We start from the raw sequence: 19414 nt of genomic DNA, 5'->3' as shown, positions 1-19414 counted from the left end.
GGCAATTCCGAGATTGAGTAAGCGTTTAGCAAGTTACGATTGGGGTTCGTGAAATTCGTGCCTTATCGTGCTTAATCGCAATCGCTTATGAGACCGCTGCCGTTCTTGTCCCGAGTCGTATCGAATCCGCGCATGGATATCTTGAAACGCATCGTGAGTCCGATCGGGCTCGCGAGCGCGTTTTTGCTGGCTGGATGCGCAACGCCGACGAAGCCTGCCACAGTGAACCAATATGGAGCAAGGTCCGACGCGGCTCACTATCGGCGCATCGCCTTGCTTCCGATGGACGGCAACGTCGGCGCTGAGGCAACGGACGATTTCGAGCGCCTGCTCGCGTCGGTCCGCTACGAAGGGCGCTCGTATTTCACCATCTATGAATGGCGCGAGATGGACCCGGCGGTCGTGGATTTGATGCAGCAGTCGTTATCGGGTAACGGCTCGCCGTCGGTGTCTGGCCTTGACCCGCAGTCGCTGGCTGGTCTCGATCCGAAATCAGTCGCGAACTTTGCGCTGAACTCGCTGTCGAGTCTCAACGCCTTGTCTGCGGCAAACGTCAATGTGCCGTCGGCATCAAGCCTCGCCCGCACTGCTGCTTCGAACCTGAGTGCGCCATCGGTTCCGAATGCTTCCGGAGCCATCCCGGGTGTTCCCGCGTCGGTCTCGAAGCTTGCGGGGGCGATCTCGAGCCTCGCTCCGAAAACGGCTTCGAAGGGGAACGCCAGGTCCGTGGAGACTTACGGCGCATTAACGCGCGCCGATGCGGTCTATAGCGGCTCGGCCAATATCCTTCCGATCGTCCAAACGAGTTCCACTGCGGCACGCACGTTTTGCCCGTCGGGCAAGGTCTCGGATTGCGACACGAAAGAGGTTCGCTGCACCACCAAGACGCTGACGTTCAAGCTGACCCCGCGCCTGGTTGCGTTCAGGCGAGGGAAAGTCATTTATAACGAAACCAAAACCACGTCGGCGAGTTCGACGTGGTGCAACGATGCGGGCGTCGAAGCGTCGGATCAGGCGTTGAAGGCGCAGGCGATGAGCGAAGCGTGGCTGCAGGTGCGCGAGGATATCGCACCCTACGAGCAAAAGACCGCGATAAAGTACAAGGACGACATAGCAGGACTCGACCCGCGCTCCGTCGAGCCTTTCAACCGGGCATTGGAATTTGCGCGCGCGGGACGCTTCGACCATGCGTGTCCGCGGTGGTCGTCGTTTGTGACATCGAATCCGGCCAACACGTCGGTCGCGTTCAACGTGGCTGCTTGCGAGGAACGTTCCGGGAATCTCGAGGCCGCGTTGAAGCGCTATCAGCAAGTGGACGAGGCGACTGGGAAATCCGATCCGGATGTGCGCGAGGCGATCGCGCGGGTGCGCGACCGGCTCACCCCACGTTCATCGGCAGCAACACCATCTGCCTGCCCTGCAGATGCAAGCGTGTCTGAATTTCGACCGGCGTCTGGTTGTGCAGCCACGCCGTCAGGAAGTTGACGCGCTTGAAGATCAGCTTGCTCGCGAAGCAGACGCTGTTCGGAAACTCGTCCATGGTCGTCTCGGCGAGCTTCATGAATTCGCCGATCGGATGCGTGCCGAACGCGATCCGATAATCCGACGCCATGCCGTTGCGGCGGCAGTGCGCCACGTAATACTCGAGCGCCGTCGAGATCGTCTTCTGCAAGCGGTCCAAATGCTCCGCGCCTTCGTAGGCTTTCGCATCGACTTCGCCGACCGCCAGAAAAATCACGTTCTTGAAGTGCCCCGGAAAGAGCCGGTTCACCCAGAGGAGCGCGTGCATGCTCGCGCCGCGATGCTTGCCGACGAGCAGGATCGCGGTCGGCAGCGACGGGTCCGGCTTGCCCGGGCCCGGTTCGGCGACGGTGGGCGCGGCGCCCGCGAAGAGCGCATCTTCCTTCGCGAGCTGCGCGCGCGTATCCGTGTAGTGACGCTTGATGAGAAAGCACAGCGCGATCACCGCGCTCGTGACCAGCACCGTCAGCCAACCGCCCGCCGTGAATTTTTCGATCAGCGTGATGACGAGCACTGTCGCCGTCACCGACAGGCCAAGCGCCGAGAGGGCAAAGTGCGTGAGCCAATGCTTGCCTTCGCGGCGGTGCTGCCACCAATACGTGCATAAGCCGAGGAGTGACAAGCTGAACGTGAGGAACACGTTGATGCTGTAGAGCACGACGAGCACGTCGACGTTGCCGTGTGTCCAGCCAAGAATCAACAGGCTCGCGACGCCCATCACGATGATGCCGTTCTGCCGCACGAGCCGCGTCGACAGATCGCGGAAGTGGCGCGGCACCCAGGAATCCGACGCCATGTTCGACAGCACCGCGGGCCCGTCGAGAAAGCCCGTTTGCGCGCCGACGAGCAGCAAGCCCGCCTCGAACGCGAGGACCGCCGCGAGCAGCGCATGCCGCGCGAATGACGAGCCGAGCCCCATATGGTCGATCACGCTGCCGAAGACCACCGCATTGAGCGTCTGTCCTTCGACTGGCTGCGCATTCCAGAGCATGTAGAGCAGGATGATGCCGCCGGCGGTGAACGCGAGCGAGGTCGCCATGTAGAACATCGTCCATTTGCCGTTCGGCACGCGCGGCTCGGCGAGCATGTTGACGTTGTTCGACACGGCTTCGAGACCGGTATAGGTCCCGCCGCCGAGCGAGAACGCGCGCATCAGGAGCGCGATCACCACGATCGGACCGAACGCGTGCGACATGCTGTGCGCTTCGCTGAACGCGCCCGGCACGACGCCGCCCAGGTGATTGCCGTGCACCGCCACGCCGTACACGATGAGCCCGAGATGCAGCACCACGAAGCCCATGAAAATCGGCAGCAGCACGAGGATCGATTCCCTCATCCCGCGGAAGTTGAGCCCCGTCATGAGCACGATGAGGATCAATTCGGTGGCGAGCTTGAATTCTTGCGCGCCGACCGGCAAAAGGCTGAAGAATGCATCGACGCCGCTCGCCAGCGATGTCGCCACCGTCAGCACGTAGTCGACGAGAAGCGCCGCGCCCGACACGAGCCCGGGCCGCGGCCCCAAGAGCGCGGTCGCGACGCGATAGCCGCCGCCCCCGGTGGGGAACAGCTCGATGACCTGGTTGTAGCCGAGCGCGATGATGAAGACGGTCGCGGCCGTGGCCACCGCGAGAAAGAGCGCGAGCGGCGTGTGATGGCCGAGCGCGAGGAAGGCCTCCTCGGGGCCGTAGCACGACGACGAGAGACCGTCCGCGCCGAGCCCGACCCAGGCGAGGATCGGCGTCACGGCGATCGCGTGGCGTGTGCGGGGATCGAGCGGATCGAGCGGTTTGCCGACGATCAACTGCCACATCTTGCCGAAGGCGGCCATGGGGTCTCCCGGTTTTGCCTCGAAATGTAGGGCAGATCGGTAACGCATGCCAAGTCGGCGATACCCGGTCTACTGGAAGCTGACGATTTGAAAGCCGTGAGGACGTGGCGCGCCAGCTTTTGGCGCCTGATTAGTAGCCCGGTTCAAGGCAGCACGGGAATCGTTTGTGTACGATTTCGAGCGGCAAGGATTGCATTAACCGCGAGCGGTCGATGTGCACCCATCACGCACGCTTCGAGCCGCATCGTATGTGCGGCAGGCAGCGCACCGCTGCGACGCGCGCCAGCGCGGTTCGATATCCAGAGTCACAATACGGACATAACGATGAATTTGAGCCTGTCATGCGTTTCTTTTCCCGACTTGGGGGTGATGAGCAGGCGGGAGGGCGCGCTATGCGACGTCTGACCCGCGCGCCCCGCATCGGACTCGTCTTGGGCGGCGGCGCCGCGCGAGGCTGGGCCCATATCGGCGCGATTCGCGCCCTGCTCGAAGCCGGCGTTCGGCCGGACGTCGTGTGCGGCACGTCGATCGGTGCGCTCGTCGGCGCCGTGTACGCGAACGGCGACCTCGACTGGCTCGAGGAATGGGTGTCGCGCCTGACTTGGCAGACTGTCGTGCGGCTTCTGGATCTGCAGATTTCGGGCGGCCTGCTAGGCGGCAAGAAGGTGATTCAGGTCTTCGCGAATCGATTCAACGGATCGGAGATCGGCGCGCTGAAGATGCCGTATGCCGCGGTCGCGACCGAGCTCGATACGGGCCGCGAGATCTGGCTGCAGGACGGCAGTGTCGTGGACGCCGTGCGCGCGTCGATCGCGATTCCGGGTCTGTTTACGCCGGTCTGGCACGAGGGCGTGTGGCTCGTGGACGGCGGTTTGTCCAACCCGGTCCCGGTTTCCGCCGCGCGCGCGATGCGCGCCGATTTCGTGATCGCGATCGATCTGACCAACGACCTTTTGAACGGGCGCGATCTGGGCGGCCTGGTTGGCGAGCCGCCGGCGGTCGATCCCGATGCGCCGCCGCCCGGCAGCCTGCGGCGCAACGGCAAGCCGTGGCCGAAGTGGCTGCAGCCCAATCCTGACTATGTCGACGGCGACGCGGAAACGTCGCCCGAGCCGAGCGCACGCGTGCCGTCAGTGCTGAGCTCGATGGCGCAGAGCATCGACATCATGCAGGTGCGCATCACGCGCAGCCGCCTCGCGGGCGAGCCGGCCGACATCCTGATTCAGCCGCGCTTGGGCGGCATGAGCATCTTCGATTTTCATCGCGCGGCGCCGGCGATCGCCGAGGGTCGCGCGGCCGTCGAGCGGATGATGCCGGCGATCCGGGCGCACTTGGGGTTGGATTGAACCCGCCTTCGTTGCCCGGTGTAGGGATGCGGTTATCATTTCGCGAGTTGCTGCAACCATCATCAAGAATCCCGCGATGAGCGATCCCCAAAACCCCGCCAAGCCCAACGTCTCGCAGGCGCCGCCCGCCATCGAAAGTCCGTTCGTCGATCACCTCGGCGTGCGTCTCGTAACGGCTGCGAACGGCGCGAGCGAGCTCGCGCTGACGCTCGCCGACACGCACTTGAACACCTGGGACGTCGCGCACGGCGGGATCACGATGACGCTCGCCGACGTCGCGCTCGCCACCGCGGCACGCAGTCTCGCGGATGAGGGCGTCGGCGTCGTTACCGTGGAAATGAAAGTGAACTTCATGCAGCCGGGCCGCGGCGAGCTGCGCGCGTTCGGCCGCGTGCTGCACCGTTCGACCACCATGGCCTATTGCGAAGGCGAGGTCCGCGACAGCGAAGGCCATTTCGTCGCGAAGGCGCTCGGCACGTTCAAGTACATGCGCCGGCTCGCCGTGGGCCGCGATGTCGTCGAGCAGCGCCGGCGCCGCGCGCCACCCGTCAAGCCCGGTCCGAGCGACGGCTGACACCAAAGACAACGAAGGAGGATGACTGACATGACCCAAACCAATCGCCAGATTCTGCTCGTATCGCGTCCGCAAGGCGCGGTCACGCCCGACAACTTCAAGCTCGTCGAAACGCCCCTTGGCGCGCTCGGTCCCGGTCAGGTCCGCGTGCGCAATCACTATCTGTCGCTCGACCCTTACATGCGCGGACGCATGAGCGATGCGAAGTCGTATGCCGAGCCGCAGCCGCTCAACGAAGTGATGATCGGCGGCACGGTGGGCGAAGTGGTCGAATCGAACCACCCCGCGTTCGCCGTCGGCGACAAGGTGGTCGGGGCGCTCGGCTGGCAGGAGTACGGCACGTCAGACGGCGTCGGCCTGCATAAAGTCGACGACACGCACGTGCCGCTTTCCGCCTATCTCGGCGTGGTCGGCATGCCGGGCGTGACGGCCTGGTACGGCCTGAACAAGATCATCGCGCCGCGCGCCGGGCAGACGATCGTCGTGAGCGCGGCGAGCGGCGCGGTCGGCGGCGTCGTGGGGCAGCTGGCCAAGTTGGCGGGGTGCCGCGCGGTCGGCATCGCGGGCGGGCCCGACAAATGCCGCTACGTGGTCGAGACGCTCGGCTTCGACGCCTGCGTCGACTACAAGGCCGGCAATCTGTACCCAGACCTGAAGGCGGCGACGCCGGACGGCATCGACGGGTACTTCGAGAACGTCGGCGGCGAAGTGCTCAACGCCACGCTCGCGCGCATGAATGCGTTCGGCCGGATCGCGCTCTGCGGGATGATCGCGGGCTACAACGGCGAGCCCACACCGATTACGCAGCCCTCCATCCTCCTGCGCTCGCGCCTTTTGGTGCAGGGCTTCATCATCCTCGAGCACCTCGATGTCTGGCCCGAAGCGCTGCGCGAACTCGGCGGACTCGTCGCGCAAAAGAAACTGCAGTATCGCGAGACGATTTCGCAAGGGCTCGAAAGCGCCCCGGAAGCGTTCATGGGGCTCTTGACCGGCAAGAATTTCGGCAAGCAGCTCGTCAAGCTGATTTGATCGGAGACGAGATGGAGCATTTCGCAGGCAAGGTCGCGGTCATTACCGGCGCGGCGAGCGGCTTCGGCCGGGCATTCGCGGCGAAGGGCGCCGCGCTCGGCATGAAGCTCGTGCTGGCGGATGTTGATGCGCGCGCGCTTGCCGAGGTCGTCGACGCGCTCACCGCGCAGGGCGTCGAAGCGATCGGCGTACCGACCGACGTGTCGAACGGCAACGCGGTCGAAGCGCTCGCGCAACGCGCGCTCGACGCCTTCGGCAAGGCGCATCTGCTCTTCAACAACGCGGGCGTCGGCGCGGGTGGCTTCCTGTGGGAAAGCAGCGCGAACGACTGGGCCTGGGTGTTCGGCGTCAACGTGATGGGCGTCGCGCACGGCGTACGCGTCTTCACGCCGATCATGCTGCGGCAGAACGAGCCCGCGCATATCGTCAACACGGCCTCGGTGGCGGGCTTGCTGTCGCCGCCGTCGATGGGCATCTACAACGCGTCGAAACACGCGGTCGTGGCGTTGACCGAGACGCTCTTTCACGACTTGCGCAATGCGGGCGGTCCCGTGGGCTGCTCGCTGCTGTGCCCGGCCTTCGTGCCGACCGGCATCGCCGATGCCGAGCGCGCGCGTCCAGCCGAATTGCGCAACGATGCGCCCGTGACGGCGTCGCAGGTCCTCGCCGGCAGGCAGCTTCAGAAGGCGGTACGCGGCGGCAAGCTGTCGGCCGACGATGTCGCCGAGCTCACGTTCGACGCGATTCGCGAGCGGCGTTTCTATATCATCACGCATCCGAGCATTTTGGAGAGCGTGCGGCTGCGTCATGAGGATATCGAACAGATGCGCGCGCCGACCGATCCGTATTCGCTCAAACCCGCGCTCAAACCCGAAGTCCGCGATTAACGATGCCGCTCAACCCCAAGGTCGGGCAGGTGCTCGACATGATTGCGCGTGCGAAGCGTCCCGCCTATCACGACCTGACGCCGCAGGCCGCGCGCGCGTCCTATGAGAAGAGCGCGCCGATTCTCGAAATCGCTGCGGCGAAGATGTTCTCCGTCGACGATCTCAAGGTGCCGACGCGCGACGGCGCGCACATCCGCGCGCGGCTTTATCAGCCTGCCGAGCCGAGCTGGGCGGAACCGGCGCCTGCGCTCGTCTACTTCCACGGCGGCGGCTTCACGGTCGGCAGCGTCGACACGCACGACGCGCTGTGCCGCATGTTCGCGCGCGATGCGCGTTGCGCCGTGCTGTCGGTCGACTATCGCTTGGCGCCCGAGCACAAGTTTCCGACCGCCGTCGACGATGCCTTCGACGCGCTCAGCTGGCTCGCCGAAAACGCGCTGACGTACGGCGTCGATGCGACGCGCCTCGCCGTCGGCGGCGACAGCGCCGGCGGCACGCTGGCGACGGTGTGCGCCGTGCTCGCCCGCGACGCCGGGCTCGGGCTCGCGCTGCAGCTCCTGATCTATCCCGGCACGACCGGGCACCAGGAGACGGATTCGCATCTGCGCCTCGGCGACGGTTTTTTATTGTCCGGCGAGACGATTCAGTGGTTTTTCGGGCAGTATCTGCGCGATGCGTCCGATCGCGACGACTGGCGCTTCGCGCCGCTCGACGGCACGCGCGCTGCGCCGTCGTTCAGCGGCTTGGCTCCCGCGTGGATCGCGACGGCCGAATTCGATCCGCTTTCGGACGAAGGCGAGGCGTACGCCGGGAAGCTCTCGGCGCTGGGCAACGTCGTGACGCTCAAGCGCTATGCGGGCATGATTCACGAATTCTTCAAGATGGGCGGCTTCGTGCCGGAGGTGGCGCGCGCGCACGCCGAAGCGGCGGCGGCGCTGCGCATCGCGTTCGAGACGGATTGACGTTGGCAAAGACGGCGTGTGCCGCGCGTGACGCGCGTGCGCCGGGGAGAGGTCGATGAGCAAGATCATCCTGCACGTAGGCGACTGGGCGACGCTCGGTCTCGACGCCGCGCGCGTGCGCGACGCCGTCTTCGTGCGCGAGCAGCAAATTCCCGCGGACCTCGAATGGGACGCGGCCGACACCGATGCGCTGCATGCCGTCGCATACAGCGAGCGGCGCGGCGAGCGTCATCCGGTCGGCACGGGCCGCTTGCTGGCGACGGGGGCGATCGGCCGTGTGGCGGTGCTTCGGGAAGCGAGGCGCGGCGGCGTCGGTTCGAGCGTGCTCGAAACGCTGATCGGCCATGCCCAGCAGCGCGGCGACGCGCATGTCGAGCTGTATGCTCAGCGTTCCGCGGTGTCGTTTTATCTACGGCACGGCTTCGCGGTCATCGGGGAGGAGTTCGTGGAGGCCGGCATACCGCACGTCCAGATGGTGCGCGTGCTGCGCGGGCCGGAGGCGGAGGCTTGAGGGTTTCGTGCTCAATGAGCGCGCGTGCAGCGCGATAGCCGCTCATGGGACGAAACGCTGCGCGAGCGCGCTTTAGCCGAGTGCGTTTCGCTCGATCTCGAAGGCAAACGACCGCTCGAAGTTGCCGGGCCGCACGAGTTGATGCGTGCCGTCGTCATCGCTGCGTTCGACGATATCGACTGAGAATCCCGCATCGCGCGCGTTCACCCGCAGCGCCGTCGTGCCGCGCGTGCCGTATTCCGGTGTCTCGATGAAAGCCGCCGACAGCGCGCGTTCCCGCTCCAGGGGGAGGCCCGTCGACGGCAATTCGTCGTCGTGAGCCGTGCGTGGGTCGCGCATCAATTCAATCAGCGAAGCGAGCGGCGGCGCCGGATCGCGCTCGAGCAGCCGGCGCAATTCATCGCGTTTTCTCACGAGCTTCGGCCACGGCGTATCGAGCACCGCGTTCGAGATCGCGTGCACGCCGGTATCGAGCAGGATCGGCGCGGCGGACGATCGGTTGCAATACCAGCCCAGTTCGCGCCGCGTGAAATCGCCGGCGAGCAGATTGAAGCCGTTGTAGGCCGCGCCGTGTTCGGCGACGCGATGAAGGTAGTCGAGCGGCGCGAGCGGGGCGCCCCGCAGATACGCCGATACGAGCGTGCCGCGCGTGGGCGCGTCCGGGCGCATGTCGTTCGGCGCGCGGTAGTTGGTCAGCGCCGCGAAACGTCCGTCGCGCGACACGCCCAGCCAGGTCCCGCCCGCTGCGAGATCGCGTCCGGCGAGGAGAGCAGGCGCATCAGCCCACCACGCGAGCGGATCGGCCGTGCGCCGTAAGTATTCGTCGCGATTGGCGGTCAGCGTGAGCAGCGGGCCGTGAACGGCAGCGGGCCGCCAGTCGAAGACGATCAGGCACATTGCGCCGACCTCACACTTCGGCCGGCAACGAGTACGGCAATGTCAGGAAACGCAGCGCGGGGCCCTCGGCCGCGCCCAGATGCACCGAGCCGCCTTCGAGCGCCGCGAGCTTGATCTCGACGAGCGCATCGACGCCGCCTTCGGGCGCCGATGCCGCATTGACGATCTGTCCGCACGGCTGGCCCGGGTCGTCCGAGTGAAAGAGTTCGCTGCCCGCGCGGACTTCGGCCAACTCCCCGGCGACGTTCGCGAGCGCCATGCGCCGCTTGATCGTGCCTCGGTACTGGCTGCGAGCGACGATCTCTTGCCCCGGATAGCAGCCCTTGCGGAAATTCACGCCGCCGAGCACGTCGAAGTTGACCATCTGCGGGACGAACTGCTCGACCACCGGCTGCGTGATGCGCGGCTCACCCGCGCGAATGTCGAGCCAGTCCCAAACAGCAGGCGACACCGGCGTCAGCGCGCCCTCCAGCTTGGGCAGGCGCGCGGCGACTTCCGCCTGCGGCCCGATCCATAGATAGCGCGGGCGGCCGGCCGCATCGGGCACGCGAATCAACGAGCCCGCAGGGCCGTCGACTTGCACGTGCACGGCATCAGGCAACGCGTCGAAAACATGCGACAGCGCTTTCCGGACGTCGCCCGCAAGGCCGACCACCGTCAGCTGCCCGCTCGCGTCCGCGAGCTTGGCTTTCGCGCGCAGCACGAACATCGACAGGCGCTTTTGCACCGCCGCTTGCAGATCCTTCGAAATCAAGAGGCGAATCGTGTCGCCCGTGCGCCAGCTCAGGAGCGACGCGAGCAGGCGTCCCTTCGCCGAGCAATAGCCGGCAAGGCGCGCCGTGGCGGCATCGAGGTGCTGGACGTCGTTCGTGAGCTGGCTATGCAGGAAGCTCGCGGCATCGTCGCCGTGCACGTCGATCACGCCGAACTGCGTAAGCGTCGTGTAGGCGCCGCGCTCGAGGACTGCCTCGAATTCGGCGGCCGCAGGCCGGGGCAGGAGCGGCAACGGAGCGGCCGCTGCCGGGTTGGCCGCATTAGGTGCCGTCACGGCCGGCGCGGGTGTCGCTGAAGCGTTGGGGACATTCATGGAATCGGTGAGCAGTCAATCCTGACTTTGGCGTAGGCGAGCAGTTATTATATGAGGTCCACCTGAGTCACGTTCCGCATGTCCCTTCTGAAGAAATGCCTCGTTTTCGGGGCAGCCGTTGTCGTGCTTGCCGGCGCGGCCGCCGCCGGCGGCTACCATTGGGCGGTGAGTCCGCTCACGCTCGCACAGCCCGAACTCGACGTCACGATCAAGCCGCACAGCACCGTGCGCAGCGTCACGCTGCAGCTCAATCGCGGCGGCGTGCCGGTCGAGCCCGAGCTGTTCATCGCGATGACGCGCGTCCTGGGCCTCCAAAGCGAGCTCAAATCGGGCAACTACGAATTCAAGACCGGCATCACGCCGTACGATCTGCTGCAAAAAATGGTGCGCGGCGACGTCAACGAGTATGTCGCGACGATCATCGAAGGCTGGTCGTTCAAGCGCATGCGCGCCGAGATCGACTCGAACCCGGCCGTCAAGCACGACACCGTGGGCATGAGCGATGCCGATCTGCTCGCGGCGATCGGCGCGACCGAAACGGGCCTGACGAACGCCGACGGTCTGTTCTTTCCCGATACGTATCTGTTCGACAAGGACACGAGCGACGTCGACATCTACCGCCGCGCCTACAAGCTCATGAAGCTGCGCTTGACCGAGGCATGGTCGGCGCGCGCGCCGGGGCTGCCTTACAAGACGCCTTATGAGGCGCTGATCATGGCGTCGCTGATCGAAAAGGAAACGGGCAAGGCGGGCGACCGCCCGCTCGTCGCGGCGGTGTTCGACAACCGGCTGCGCATCGGCATGCCGTTGCAGACCGATCCGACGGTGATCTATGGCATGGGCGACGCGTATTCCGGCCACTTGAAGAAGCGCGATCTGCAGACCGACACTCCCTACAATACGTACACGCGCGCCGGCCTGCCGCCGACGCCGATCGCGTTGCCGGGGGCCGCCTCGCTGCAGGCGGCGATGAATCCGGCGCCGAGCAGCGCGCTCTACTTCGTATCGCGCGGCGACGGCAGCAGCCAATTCTCAGACACGCTCGACGACCACAACAAGGCCGTCGACAAATACATTCGAGGTCAGTAAACGATGACGCGCGGGAAATTCATCACGTTCGAAGGCATCGACGGTGCGGGCAAGACCACGCACCTGACTTGGTTTCGCAAGCGCCTCGAAGCGTTGCTGGCACCTTCGGGGCGCGCGGTGGTCGTCACACGCGAGCCGGGCGGCACGCCGCTTGGCGAAGCGCTGCGCGAGATCCTGCTGCATCAGCCGATGAATCTGGAGACCGAGGCGCTGCTGATGTTCGCGGCGCGCAGCGAACACCTGGCGCAAGTGATCGAGCCGGCGCTCGCGCGCGGCGACTGGGTGCTCTCGGATCGCTTCACCGACGCGACATTCGCGTACCAGGGCGGCGGCCGCGGTTTGCCGCGAGACAAGCTCGAAGCGCTCGAGCGTTGGGTGCAGGGCGGCTTCGGTCCGGATTTGACCGTGCTGTTCGACGTACCGACCGATACCGCGAGCGAGCGGCGCGGCGCGGCGCGCGCGCCCGACAAGTTCGAGAGTGAAACGGACGCGTTCTTCACGCGAACGCGCGCCGAATACCTGCGGCGCGCGGAAGAGGCGCCGCACCGGTTTGCGATCGTCGACGCGACGCAGAGCATTCCGCGCATCCAGGCGACGCTCGAAGGCGTCATCGCGAGCCTCGCGGCGTGATCCGCCGCCGTATTCCCCCGACCAACCGTCTAGCGAACGAAAGCCCAACATGATTTTCCCGTGGCAAACCGACGACTGGAACCGCCTGCAACAGCTGCGCGCGCAGTGGCCGCATGCGCTCTTGCTCTACGGCCAAGCCGGCATCGGCAAGCTGCGCTTCGCGCAACATCTCGCGCAAGGGCTCTTGTGCGAATCGCCTGCTCAACATGGCGAGCCTTGCGGGGCGTGCGTCGCCTGCAACTGGTTCGCGCAAGGCAATCACCCCGACTATCGGATCTTGCTGCCGGAAGCGCTGGCCGCCGAGGCGGGCCCGGCTGCCGCGGCCGCCGCTGACGAAAAAGCGGATGCCGACGACGGCAAGAAGACCAAGACGCCGAGCAAGGAGATCAAGATCGAGCAGGTGCGTGCACTGCTCGATTTCGTCGGCGTCGGTTCGCATCGCGGCGGGGCGCGGGTGGTCGTCGTGTATCCGGCCGAAGCGCTCAACGTCGCGGCGTCGAACGCGCTGCTGAAGACGCTGGAGGAGCCGCCCGCCGGGGTCGTGTTCCTGATGGTGTCGGCACGCGTCGACCGGCTGCTGCCGACGATCGTGAGCCGTTGCCGTCAATGGCCGATGTCGACGCCGGCTCCCGAGGCGGCCGTGCAATGGCTCTCGGCGCAAGGCATCGAAGACGCGGCGGCGCTTCTCGCCGAAGCGGGCGGTGCGCCGCTCGCGGCGCTGGCGCTCGCCGCCGACGAAAACCGCGTGCTGCGCGACTGGACCTTGAAGCAGCTCGCCGCAGGTGCCGATTGCGACGCCTTCGCGTGCGGCGAGACGCTGCAAAAGCTGCCGGTGCCGGTCGTGATCGGCTGGATGCAGCGCTGGCTCTACGATTTGCTCGCCGAACGCACGGCGGGCTCGCCGCGCTATTTCCCGGCGGCGTCGGCCGCGCTCGCGCGCTGCTCGGCGCAGGTCGATGCGAACGCGTTCGCGCGTTTCATGCGGACGGTCACGCGTCAGCGCGCGGTCGAGAACCATCCGCTGAACGCGCGCCTTGTCTTCGAAGAGCTGTTTATCGGCTACCGCGAGCTGTTTGTATGACGTGCCTGACAGCCGGCCGAGGCCGGCTGAGTCGCCGGTCGCTTGAAGCAGCAAGGCCGCCGTCCTCGTTCCTTTTTCAGAACCGATTCCCATGAGCCATTTCTACCGCGACGCCACGCTCGACGATTTGCCCGCAATCGTCGCCATCTACAATTCGACCGTGGCGGGACGCCAAGTGACGGCCGATCTCGAACCGGTCTCGGTCGAAAGCCGCGCAGCATGGTTTCACGCGCATGGGCCGCAAGCGCGCCCGCTGTGGGTCGTCGAAGAGGCGGGGCGGGTGATCGCGTGGCTCAGCTTCTCCGATTTCTACGGGCGGCCCGCCTACTCGCGCACGGCCGAAGTGAGCATCTATCTGGATGAGAGCGCGCGCGGCAAGGGACTCGGCAAGAAGCTGCTCGTCGCGGCGCTCGATGTGGCCCCGAGCCTTTCCATCGATACGGTGCTCGGCTTCATCTTCGGCCACAATGCGCCAAGCCTTGCGCTCTTTCGCCATTTCGGCTTCGACGAGTGGGGGCGCCTGCCGCGTGTGGCGGTGCTCGATGGCGTCGAGCGCGATCTTGTGATCCTCGGGCGGCGGCTGGCGGACGGCAAAGCGGCGGCGGTCTGACCCTCTTGTTCGAAGCGCGCGCCACGTAGTCTCATCCCGCAGTCTCATCCTTACGCAGCACAGGAACCCACGATGTTTGTCGATTCGCACTGCCACATCAACTTCGAAGGTCTCGGCGACCGCCTGCCCCAAGTGCTCGAAAACATGCGCGCGCACTCGGTCACGCATGCGCTGTGCGTGTCGGTCGATCTGGAGACGCTGCCGGCGGTGCTCGATATCGCACGTTCGTATGACAACGTGTTTGCGTCGGTCGGCGTGCATCCCGATCACGAGGATGCGAAAGAGCCGAGCGTCGCCGAGCTGGTGGAGCTGGCCGAGCATCCGAAGGTCGTCGCGATCGGCGAAACCGGTCTCGACTACTACCGCCTCGAAGGCCGCACGATCGACGACATGGAGTGGCAGCGCGAGCGCTTTCGCACTCACATCCGCGCTGCGCACGCGACGATGAAGCCGCTCATCGTCCATACGCGTTCTTCGGCCGACGACACGCTGCGGATCATGGAAGAGGAACGCGCGGGCGTGCCGGGCGGCGTGATGCATTGCTTCACTGAGCCGTGGGCGATTGCCGAGCGCGCGCTCGCGCAGAATTTTTACATTTCGCTGTCGGGCATCGTCACGTTCAAGAACGCGACCGATGTGCAGGACGTCGCGCGGCGCGTGCCGCTCGAGCGTCTTTTGATCGAAACAGACTCACCGTACCTGGCGCCGGTGCCATATCGCGGCAAACCCAATGAACCTGCGTACGTAAGTTATGTCGGACGCTTCATCGCGCAGCAGCGCGAGATGCCGGAAGCGGAGCTGGCGGCTGCCACGACGCAGAACTTCTTCCGCCTGATCAAGCGCGCGGCGCCCGCCGCAGCTTGATCGAAAACGCCATTATTATCAAAGCATTGGGGAAGGAAATTAAAGTTTAACATGAAAAATATCACGACTGAATCGCACGCTGTCGCCACCCTTTCGAACCGCTCGGGCGCGCGGCGCCCTGGGATCGGCCGCCGCGCCGGACGCCTGACGCTCGCGCTCGCGGGCGGCCTGATGTGCGCGGCGCTCGCGTCACCGAACGCGTTTGCGACGCCGACCGATACGATGATCAAGGCGGTCAAGTTCGACGACGTCAGCGAAGTCAACAAGCAGCTCGCGAACGGCATGGACCCGAACCTCGTCGACCAATACGGCATGCCGATCCTCGTGATCGCCGCGCGCGAAAAATCCGACAACGTCGCCGCCGCACTGATCGCGAACCCGAAGACGGACCTCGAAAAGCTCGACTCGGCCGGCGAGAACGCGATGATGCTCGCCGCGCTGAACGGCGACGTGGACCTCGTCAAGCTTCTGATCAGCAAGGGCGCCGAGGTCAACAAGAAGGGCTGGGCGCCGTTGCACTACGCGGCGACGAACGGCCAGGACGAGGTCGTGCAGCTCCTGATCGACCACTCGGCCTACATCGACGCCGGCTCGCCGAACGGCACGACGCCGCTGATGATGGCCGCGCGCGGCAACCACATCACGACCGTCAAGGTGCTGCTCGACGGGGGCGCCGATCCGACCGTCAAGAATCAGCTCGGCCTGACCGCGCTCGATTTCGCGAAGCAATATCACGCGAAGGACGTGGCCGAGGGCTTGGCGGCGCGGCTGCAGAACATGCAGACGACCCCGTCCGGAGCCTCTGCCCCGTCACAAAACAGTGCAAAATAACGAAGTTGCAGCGCGGCGCTCGCCGCGCTCACTGAATCGGCGCCTGGACCGACAAAGCGCGCCGATCCCCACACCGCAATACACCGCTCAAATGAAAGGAAAACCATGCTGCGGGCTTTGATATGCGCCGGCGCGCTGGCCGTGCCGCTGACGGCAGCCGCGTTCACGGGAGGCGACCTCAACAAGCTGTGCACGAGGACCGACGTTGCATCGCGCAGCGCGTGCGCAGCCTATATCGAAGGCGCCGCAGACGGCGTGTACAACACGATCGACGCCATCGGCGGTACCACCGGACCGCGCGTCGGCCAGTATTTCTGCCTGCCGCCGGACACGCGCACGCAGCAGATGACCGATGCGGTGCGCAAATACGTCGCCGAAAATCCGAACTCCGTGAACTACAACGCGAGCACGGTGATCGCGCTTGGGCTTGGCAAGGCGTTCCCGTGCAAGCCGAACGAATGAGCTGAACCGATGACGCCATGAGCCGCTTGGTGGTGGTCTCCAACCGTGTGGCAACGCCGACGGAAACCAAGGGCTCGGCGGGCGGCCTCGCGGTCGCCGTATTCGGCGCGTTGAAGGACATGGGCGGCGTCTGGTTTGGCTGGAGCGGGGACGTCGTCAGCGAGGCGGTCGCGAATGCCGGACCGAACCTCGAAGTGGACGGCGCGGTGACCTTCGCCACGGTCGGCCTGCCGCGCCGCGACTACGACCAGTACTACCGCGGCTTTTCGAACGCGATGCTGTGGCCGGTGTTCCACTATCGCAACGATCTCGCCGTCTACGAGCGCGACGAGTATGCGGGCTACCGGCGCGTCAATGCGTGGCTCGCGCACAAGCTCATCAAGCTGCTCGAACCCGACGACATCGTCTGGGTCCACGACTACCACCTGATTCCGTTTGCCGAGGCGCTGCGCCAGCAAGGTGTCGGCAATCGGCTGGGTTTTTTCCTGCATATCCCGTTTCCGTCGCCGCAGATCCTGCTCAACGTGCCGCCTCACGAAGAGCTCGTGAAGTCGCTGTGCTGCTACGACTTGCTGGGCTTTCAGACGGCAACCGATCAGACGGCCTTTCACGATTACATCGTCCGGCATGTGCGCGGCACGGTGGGGCCGGGCGGGCAGGTCGAGGCGTTCGGCCGGACCCTGCGCACCGGCGTCTACCGGATCGGCGTGTTTCCCGACGAGATCGCCGAGCAGGCGGAGCGCTACGAAAGCCGCCAGCATGTGCTGGAGCTCAAGGAAAGCCTCGAAGGACGCAAGCTCATCATGAGCGTCGACCGGCTCGACTATTCGAAGGGCCTTGTCGAGCGCTTTCGCGCGTTCGAGCAGTTGCTAGAGAAGGCGCCAGAGTGGCGCGGCAACGTGACGCTCGTGCAGATCGCGCCGCCGACGCGCTCGGATGTCGACACCTACCAGCAGATCCGTCAGCACCTCGAGTACGAAGCCGGGCGCATCAACGGCCGCTATTCGGGCCTCGACTACACGGCGATCCGCTACCTGAACCAGCGCTACGACCGCCTGAAGCTGATGTCGCTCTTTCGCGAGTCGCAGGTCGGCTTCGTCACGCCGCTGCGCGACGGCATGAACCTCGTCGCGAAAGAGTACGTCGCCGCGCAGAATCCGGACGACCCCGGCGTGCTCGTGCTGTCCTGCTTCGCGGGCGCGGCCGACGAGCTGACGTCCGCGCTGCTCGTCAATCCGCACGACATCACGGGCATGTCCGAGGCGCTGCAGCGCGCGCTGTCGATGCCGCTCGCCGAGAGAAAGCGCCGCCATCAGGCCAGCATGGCGGTATTGCGCGAAAACAATCTCGGCGTCTGGCGCGACGCGTTTCTCGCCGATTTGCGCGGCGTGCCGCCGATTTCAGAACCGGCGCCGCAGCCGACGCCGCCCGCGGCGCGCGGCACGGACAACCAGAGCTAAAAACCCGCCGCATGATGCTGACGACGCTGGCCATCGCCAATTACCGTTCATTGCGCCATCTGCTGATCCCGCTTGGCGGCTTGAACGTCGTAACCGGACCGAACGGCAGCGGCAAATCGAGCGTGTACCGCGCGCTGCGTCTGTTGGCCGAGACGGCGCAGGGCGGGGTGATCCCGTCGCTGGCGCGCGAAGGCGGCTTGCAATCGACGCTGTGGGCCGGCCCCGAGCGCGATGCTGGCGGGCGACCAGCCGGTCCAGGGGACGGTCCGCATGGACCCGGTGAGCCTCAAGCTCGGCTTCGCCGGCGACGAGTTCGGCTACGCGATCGACCTCGGCCTGCCGGCGTGGAGGTGGCCGTCGCGCTAAAGGCGGCCTGGCGCCGGGCTGTGGCATGACCGTGCGCTGGCCCTGAACGACCCCGAATCCGGATGTTTCGCGACTGTAACAGGACCGAGGAAGTGCAATACTTCCCGTCGGTTTGCGCCCGATCCGCGATAATCGAGCCAAAATGAACCGAAGAAGCGGGTGGGTAGCGGCCAAGACGGCCCGAGCCAATACGGCCAGGGCCAAAACGGCGCGCTGCCGAGCCCCCCGGGAACCCAGCGGCCGCGAGAGCCGCTACCTGCGACGGCGTGCCCGTCCGGACATGGAGAGCCAGAAAGATGAAGATTGCGCAGATCGCCCCTCTGACCGAGTCGGTGCCCCCGAAGCTCTACGGCGGCACGGAGCGCGTCGTGTCGTACATCACGGAGGCGCTGGTCGATCTCGGCCACGAAGTGACGCTGTTTGCCAGCGGCGACTCCCAGACGAGCGCGAAACTCGAACCGGTATGGCCGCGCGCCTTGCGCCTGGACCCGGCGATTCGCGACCGGATCGCCCCGCACATGCTGCTCATGGAGATGGTGCGGCGGCAGGCCGAAGAGTTCGACGTGCTGCACTTCCACATGGATTACTACTCGTTCTCGCTGTTCAAGCGGCAGGACACGGCCTTCGTCACGACGCTGCATGGCCGGCTCGACCTGCCCGAGCAGCAGCCGGTGTTCGACACCTTCAACACGGCGCCGGTGATCTCGATCTCCGATTCCCAGCGCGCGCCGCTGCCGCAGGCCAAATGGCTGACGACGGTCTATCACGGCCTGCCGGAGATGCTCTACACGCCGCAGCCGGTCGAGCAGAAGTACCTCGCGTTCCTCGGCCGGATTTCGCCGGAAAAGCGCGTCGACACGGCGATCCGCATCGCCTCGCGCTGCGGCCTGCCGATCCGGATCGCGGCCAAGATCGACGCCGCCGATCGCGAATACTTCGAGCGCGACATCAAGCCGCTCTTCGATCTGCCGCACGTCGAGTACATCGGCGAAATTGCCGATCATCAAAAGGCCGAATTTCTGTCGGGCGCCCATGCGCTGCTGTTTCCGATCGATTGGCCGGAGCCGTTCGGCCTGGTGATGATCGAAGCGATGGCCTGCGGTACGCCGGTCATCGCGTTCAATCGCGGCGCGGTGCAGGAGGTGATCGACGAGGGCATCTCGGGCTTCATCGTCGAAGACGAGATCAGCGCCGTGGCGGCCGTGAACCGCTTGCATACGGTGCCGCGCAAGCGCGTACGCCAGCGCTTCGAGGAGCGCTTCACGTCGCACCGCATGGCCAAGCAGTATCTCGAGGCGTACCAGGCCGTGATTCGCGCGCAGAAGCGCTCGCGCTTCAAGGTGATCGATACGACCTCGAACTGAGCGCGCCGGCCATCC

Annotated in this window: 19 protein-coding genes and 1 pseudogene; 17 read left to right on the top strand and 3 right to left on the bottom strand. The window is 65.7% G+C overall.

Annotation, left to right across the window (positions count from 1 at the left end; genetic code table 11):
* Positions 1-132: 132 nt before the first annotated feature.
* Positions 133-1485, top strand: coding sequence for a tetratricopeptide repeat protein (locus FAZ95_RS11215; RefSeq protein ID WP_137332520.1), 1353 nt, complete (start codon positions 133-135; stop codon positions 1483-1485).
* On the opposite strand, the gene FAZ95_RS11210 is transcribed toward FAZ95_RS11215, so the two are convergent.
* A complete protein-coding gene (locus FAZ95_RS11210) occupies positions 1379-3349 on the bottom strand; it encodes an APC family permease (RefSeq protein WP_137332519.1) in 1971 nt (656 codons plus the stop codon). The two genes, FAZ95_RS11215 and FAZ95_RS11210, sit on opposite strands and share 107 nt — an antisense overlap.
* A gap of 392 nt (positions 3350-3741) precedes the next feature.
* Between FAZ95_RS11210 and FAZ95_RS11205 the strand changes: the two genes are divergently transcribed.
* From FAZ95_RS11205 to FAZ95_RS11180, 6 genes are all read left to right on the top strand, one after another.
* Positions 3742-4695, top strand: a complete 954-nt coding sequence (locus FAZ95_RS11205; RefSeq protein WP_137332518.1) for a patatin-like phospholipase family protein — start codon at positions 3742-3744, stop codon at positions 4693-4695.
* A 76-nt stretch (positions 4696-4771) separates the two neighbouring features.
* Positions 4772-5269 (top strand): PaaI family thioesterase, encoded by a 498-nt coding sequence (locus FAZ95_RS11200; protein ID WP_137332517.1) that lies wholly within the window; start codon positions 4772-4774, stop codon positions 5267-5269.
* A gap of 30 nt (positions 5270-5299) precedes the next feature.
* On the top strand, positions 5300-6298 hold the full coding sequence (locus FAZ95_RS11195; RefSeq protein ID WP_137332516.1) for an NADP-dependent oxidoreductase: 999 nt from the start codon (positions 5300-5302) through the stop codon (positions 6296-6298).
* A gap of 11 nt (positions 6299-6309) precedes the next feature.
* Entirely contained in the window at positions 6310-7185 is an 876-nt protein-coding gene (locus tag FAZ95_RS11190; protein WP_137332515.1) for an SDR family oxidoreductase, read from the top strand.
* A 2-nt stretch (positions 7186-7187) separates the two neighbouring features.
* Entirely contained in the window at positions 7188-8147 is a 960-nt protein-coding gene (locus FAZ95_RS11185; protein WP_137332514.1) for an alpha/beta hydrolase, read from the top strand.
* A gap of 55 nt (positions 8148-8202) precedes the next feature.
* Positions 8203-8658: a GNAT family N-acetyltransferase gene (locus FAZ95_RS11180; protein ID WP_137332513.1), complete on the top strand. Its 456-nt coding sequence runs from the start codon at positions 8203-8205 to the stop codon at positions 8656-8658.
* Positions 8659-8730: 72 nt separating this feature from the next.
* On the opposite strand, the gene FAZ95_RS11175 is transcribed toward FAZ95_RS11180, so the two are convergent.
* On the bottom strand, positions 8731-9555 hold the full coding sequence (locus FAZ95_RS11175) for an NRDE family protein (protein WP_137332512.1): 825 nt from the start codon (positions 9553-9555) through the stop codon (positions 8731-8733).
* Between the two features lie 10 nt (positions 9556-9565).
* Entirely contained in the window at positions 9566-10642 is a 1077-nt protein-coding gene (gene ygfZ, locus FAZ95_RS11170) for a CAF17-like 4Fe-4S cluster assembly/insertion protein YgfZ (RefSeq protein ID WP_137332511.1), read from the bottom strand.
* Positions 10643-10720: 78 nt separating this feature from the next.
* On the opposite strand from ygfZ, the gene mltG reads away from it, so the two are divergent.
* The 10 genes and pseudogenes from mltG (at position 10721) to FAZ95_RS11120 (ending at position 19399) form a co-directional block, all read left to right on the top strand.
* The gene (gene mltG / locus FAZ95_RS11165) at positions 10721-11731 is read left to right on the top strand and encodes an endolytic transglycosylase MltG (protein WP_137332510.1); all 1011 of its coding nucleotides are present in this window, start codon (positions 10721-10723) and stop codon (positions 11729-11731) included.
* Between the two features lie 3 nt (positions 11732-11734).
* Entirely contained in the window at positions 11735-12361 is a 627-nt protein-coding gene (gene tmk, locus FAZ95_RS11160; RefSeq protein ID WP_137332509.1) for a dTMP kinase, read from the top strand.
* 49 nt (positions 12362-12410) lie between these two features.
* A complete protein-coding gene (locus FAZ95_RS11155) occupies positions 12411-13442 on the top strand; it encodes a DNA polymerase III subunit delta' (RefSeq protein WP_137332508.1) in 1032 nt (343 codons plus the stop codon).
* A gap of 91 nt (positions 13443-13533) precedes the next feature.
* Positions 13534-14052 (top strand): GNAT family N-acetyltransferase, encoded by a 519-nt coding sequence (locus tag FAZ95_RS11150; protein WP_137332507.1) that lies wholly within the window; start codon positions 13534-13536, stop codon positions 14050-14052.
* Between the two features lie 72 nt (positions 14053-14124).
* Entirely contained in the window at positions 14125-14916 is a 792-nt protein-coding gene (locus FAZ95_RS11145) for a TatD family hydrolase (RefSeq protein ID WP_137332506.1), read from the top strand.
* Between the two features lie 51 nt (positions 14917-14967).
* Positions 14968-15747, top strand: a complete 780-nt coding sequence (locus FAZ95_RS11140) for an ankyrin repeat domain-containing protein (protein ID WP_137332505.1) — start codon at positions 14968-14970, stop codon at positions 15745-15747.
* 105 nt (positions 15748-15852) lie between these two features.
* On the top strand, positions 15853-16209 hold the full coding sequence (locus FAZ95_RS11135; protein ID WP_137332504.1) for a Rap1a/Tai family immunity protein: 357 nt from the start codon (positions 15853-15855) through the stop codon (positions 16207-16209).
* Positions 16210-16226: 17 nt separating this feature from the next.
* On the top strand, positions 16227-17669 hold the full coding sequence (otsA, locus tag FAZ95_RS11130; RefSeq protein WP_137332503.1) for an alpha,alpha-trehalose-phosphate synthase (UDP-forming): 1443 nt from the start codon (positions 16227-16229) through the stop codon (positions 17667-17669).
* 11 nt (positions 17670-17680) lie between these two features.
* Positions 17681-18011: pseudogene (locus tag FAZ95_RS11125) on the top strand (AAA family ATPase); the annotation flags it as partial.
* Positions 18012-18331: 320 nt separating this feature from the next.
* Positions 18332-19399, top strand: coding sequence for a glycosyltransferase family 4 protein (locus FAZ95_RS11120; RefSeq protein WP_137332502.1), 1068 nt, complete (start codon positions 18332-18334; stop codon positions 19397-19399).
* Positions 19400-19414: the final 15 nt, after the last annotated feature.

The organism is Trinickia violacea (assembly GCF_005280735.1).
Taxonomy (GTDB): Bacteria; Pseudomonadota; Gammaproteobacteria; order Burkholderiales; family Burkholderiaceae; genus Trinickia_A; species Trinickia_A violacea.
This window is presented reverse-complemented; position numbering and strand designations above follow the sequence as displayed.

Bases quoted from the DNA above. Each gene is read 5' to 3' on its own strand.
- FAZ95_RS11195 (WP_137332516.1), top strand. From the start codon at position 5,300: ATGACCCAAACCAATCGCCAGATTCTGCTCGTATCGCGTCCGCAAGGC.
- FAZ95_RS11175 (WP_137332512.1), bottom strand. From the start codon at position 9,555: ATGTGCCTGATCGTCTTCGACTGGCGGCCCGCTGCCGTTCACGGCCCG.
- FAZ95_RS11145 (WP_137332506.1), top strand. From the start codon at position 14,125: ATGTTTGTCGATTCGCACTGCCACATCAACTTCGAAGGTCTCGGCGAC.
- tmk (WP_137332509.1), top strand. From the start codon at position 11,735: ATGACGCGCGGGAAATTCATCACGTTCGAAGGCATCGACGGTGCGGGC.
- otsA (WP_137332503.1), top strand. From the start codon at position 16,227: ATGAGCCGCTTGGTGGTGGTCTCCAACCGTGTGGCAACGCCGACGGAA.
- FAZ95_RS11200 (WP_137332517.1), top strand. From the start codon at position 4,772: ATGAGCGATCCCCAAAACCCCGCCAAGCCCAACGTCTCGCAGGCGCCG.
- FAZ95_RS11150 (WP_137332507.1), top strand. From the start codon at position 13,534: ATGAGCCATTTCTACCGCGACGCCACGCTCGACGATTTGCCCGCAATC.
- FAZ95_RS11155 (WP_137332508.1), top strand. From the start codon at position 12,411: ATGATTTTCCCGTGGCAAACCGACGACTGGAACCGCCTGCAACAGCTG.
- FAZ95_RS11120 (WP_137332502.1), top strand. From the start codon at position 18,332: ATGAAGATTGCGCAGATCGCCCCTCTGACCGAGTCGGTGCCCCCGAAG.
- FAZ95_RS11210 (WP_137332519.1), bottom strand. From the start codon at position 3,349: ATGGCCGCCTTCGGCAAGATGTGGCAGTTGATCGTCGGCAAACCGCTC.
- FAZ95_RS11140 (WP_137332505.1), top strand. From the start codon at position 14,968: ATGAAAAATATCACGACTGAATCGCACGCTGTCGCCACCCTTTCGAAC.
- FAZ95_RS11185 (WP_137332514.1), top strand. From the start codon at position 7,188: ATGCCGCTCAACCCCAAGGTCGGGCAGGTGCTCGACATGATTGCGCGT.
- FAZ95_RS11190 (WP_137332515.1), top strand. From the start codon at position 6,310: ATGGAGCATTTCGCAGGCAAGGTCGCGGTCATTACCGGCGCGGCGAGC.
- FAZ95_RS11180 (WP_137332513.1), top strand. From the start codon at position 8,203: ATGAGCAAGATCATCCTGCACGTAGGCGACTGGGCGACGCTCGGTCTC.
- mltG (WP_137332510.1), top strand. From the start codon at position 10,721: ATGTCCCTTCTGAAGAAATGCCTCGTTTTCGGGGCAGCCGTTGTCGTG.
- ygfZ (WP_137332511.1), bottom strand. From the start codon at position 10,642: ATGAATGTCCCCAACGCTTCAGCGACACCCGCGCCGGCCGTGACGGCA.
- FAZ95_RS11205 (WP_137332518.1), top strand. From the start codon at position 3,742: ATGCGACGTCTGACCCGCGCGCCCCGCATCGGACTCGTCTTGGGCGGC.
- FAZ95_RS11135 (WP_137332504.1), top strand. From the start codon at position 15,853: ATGCTGCGGGCTTTGATATGCGCCGGCGCGCTGGCCGTGCCGCTGACG.
- FAZ95_RS11215 (WP_137332520.1), top strand. From the start codon at position 133: ATGGATATCTTGAAACGCATCGTGAGTCCGATCGGGCTCGCGAGCGCG.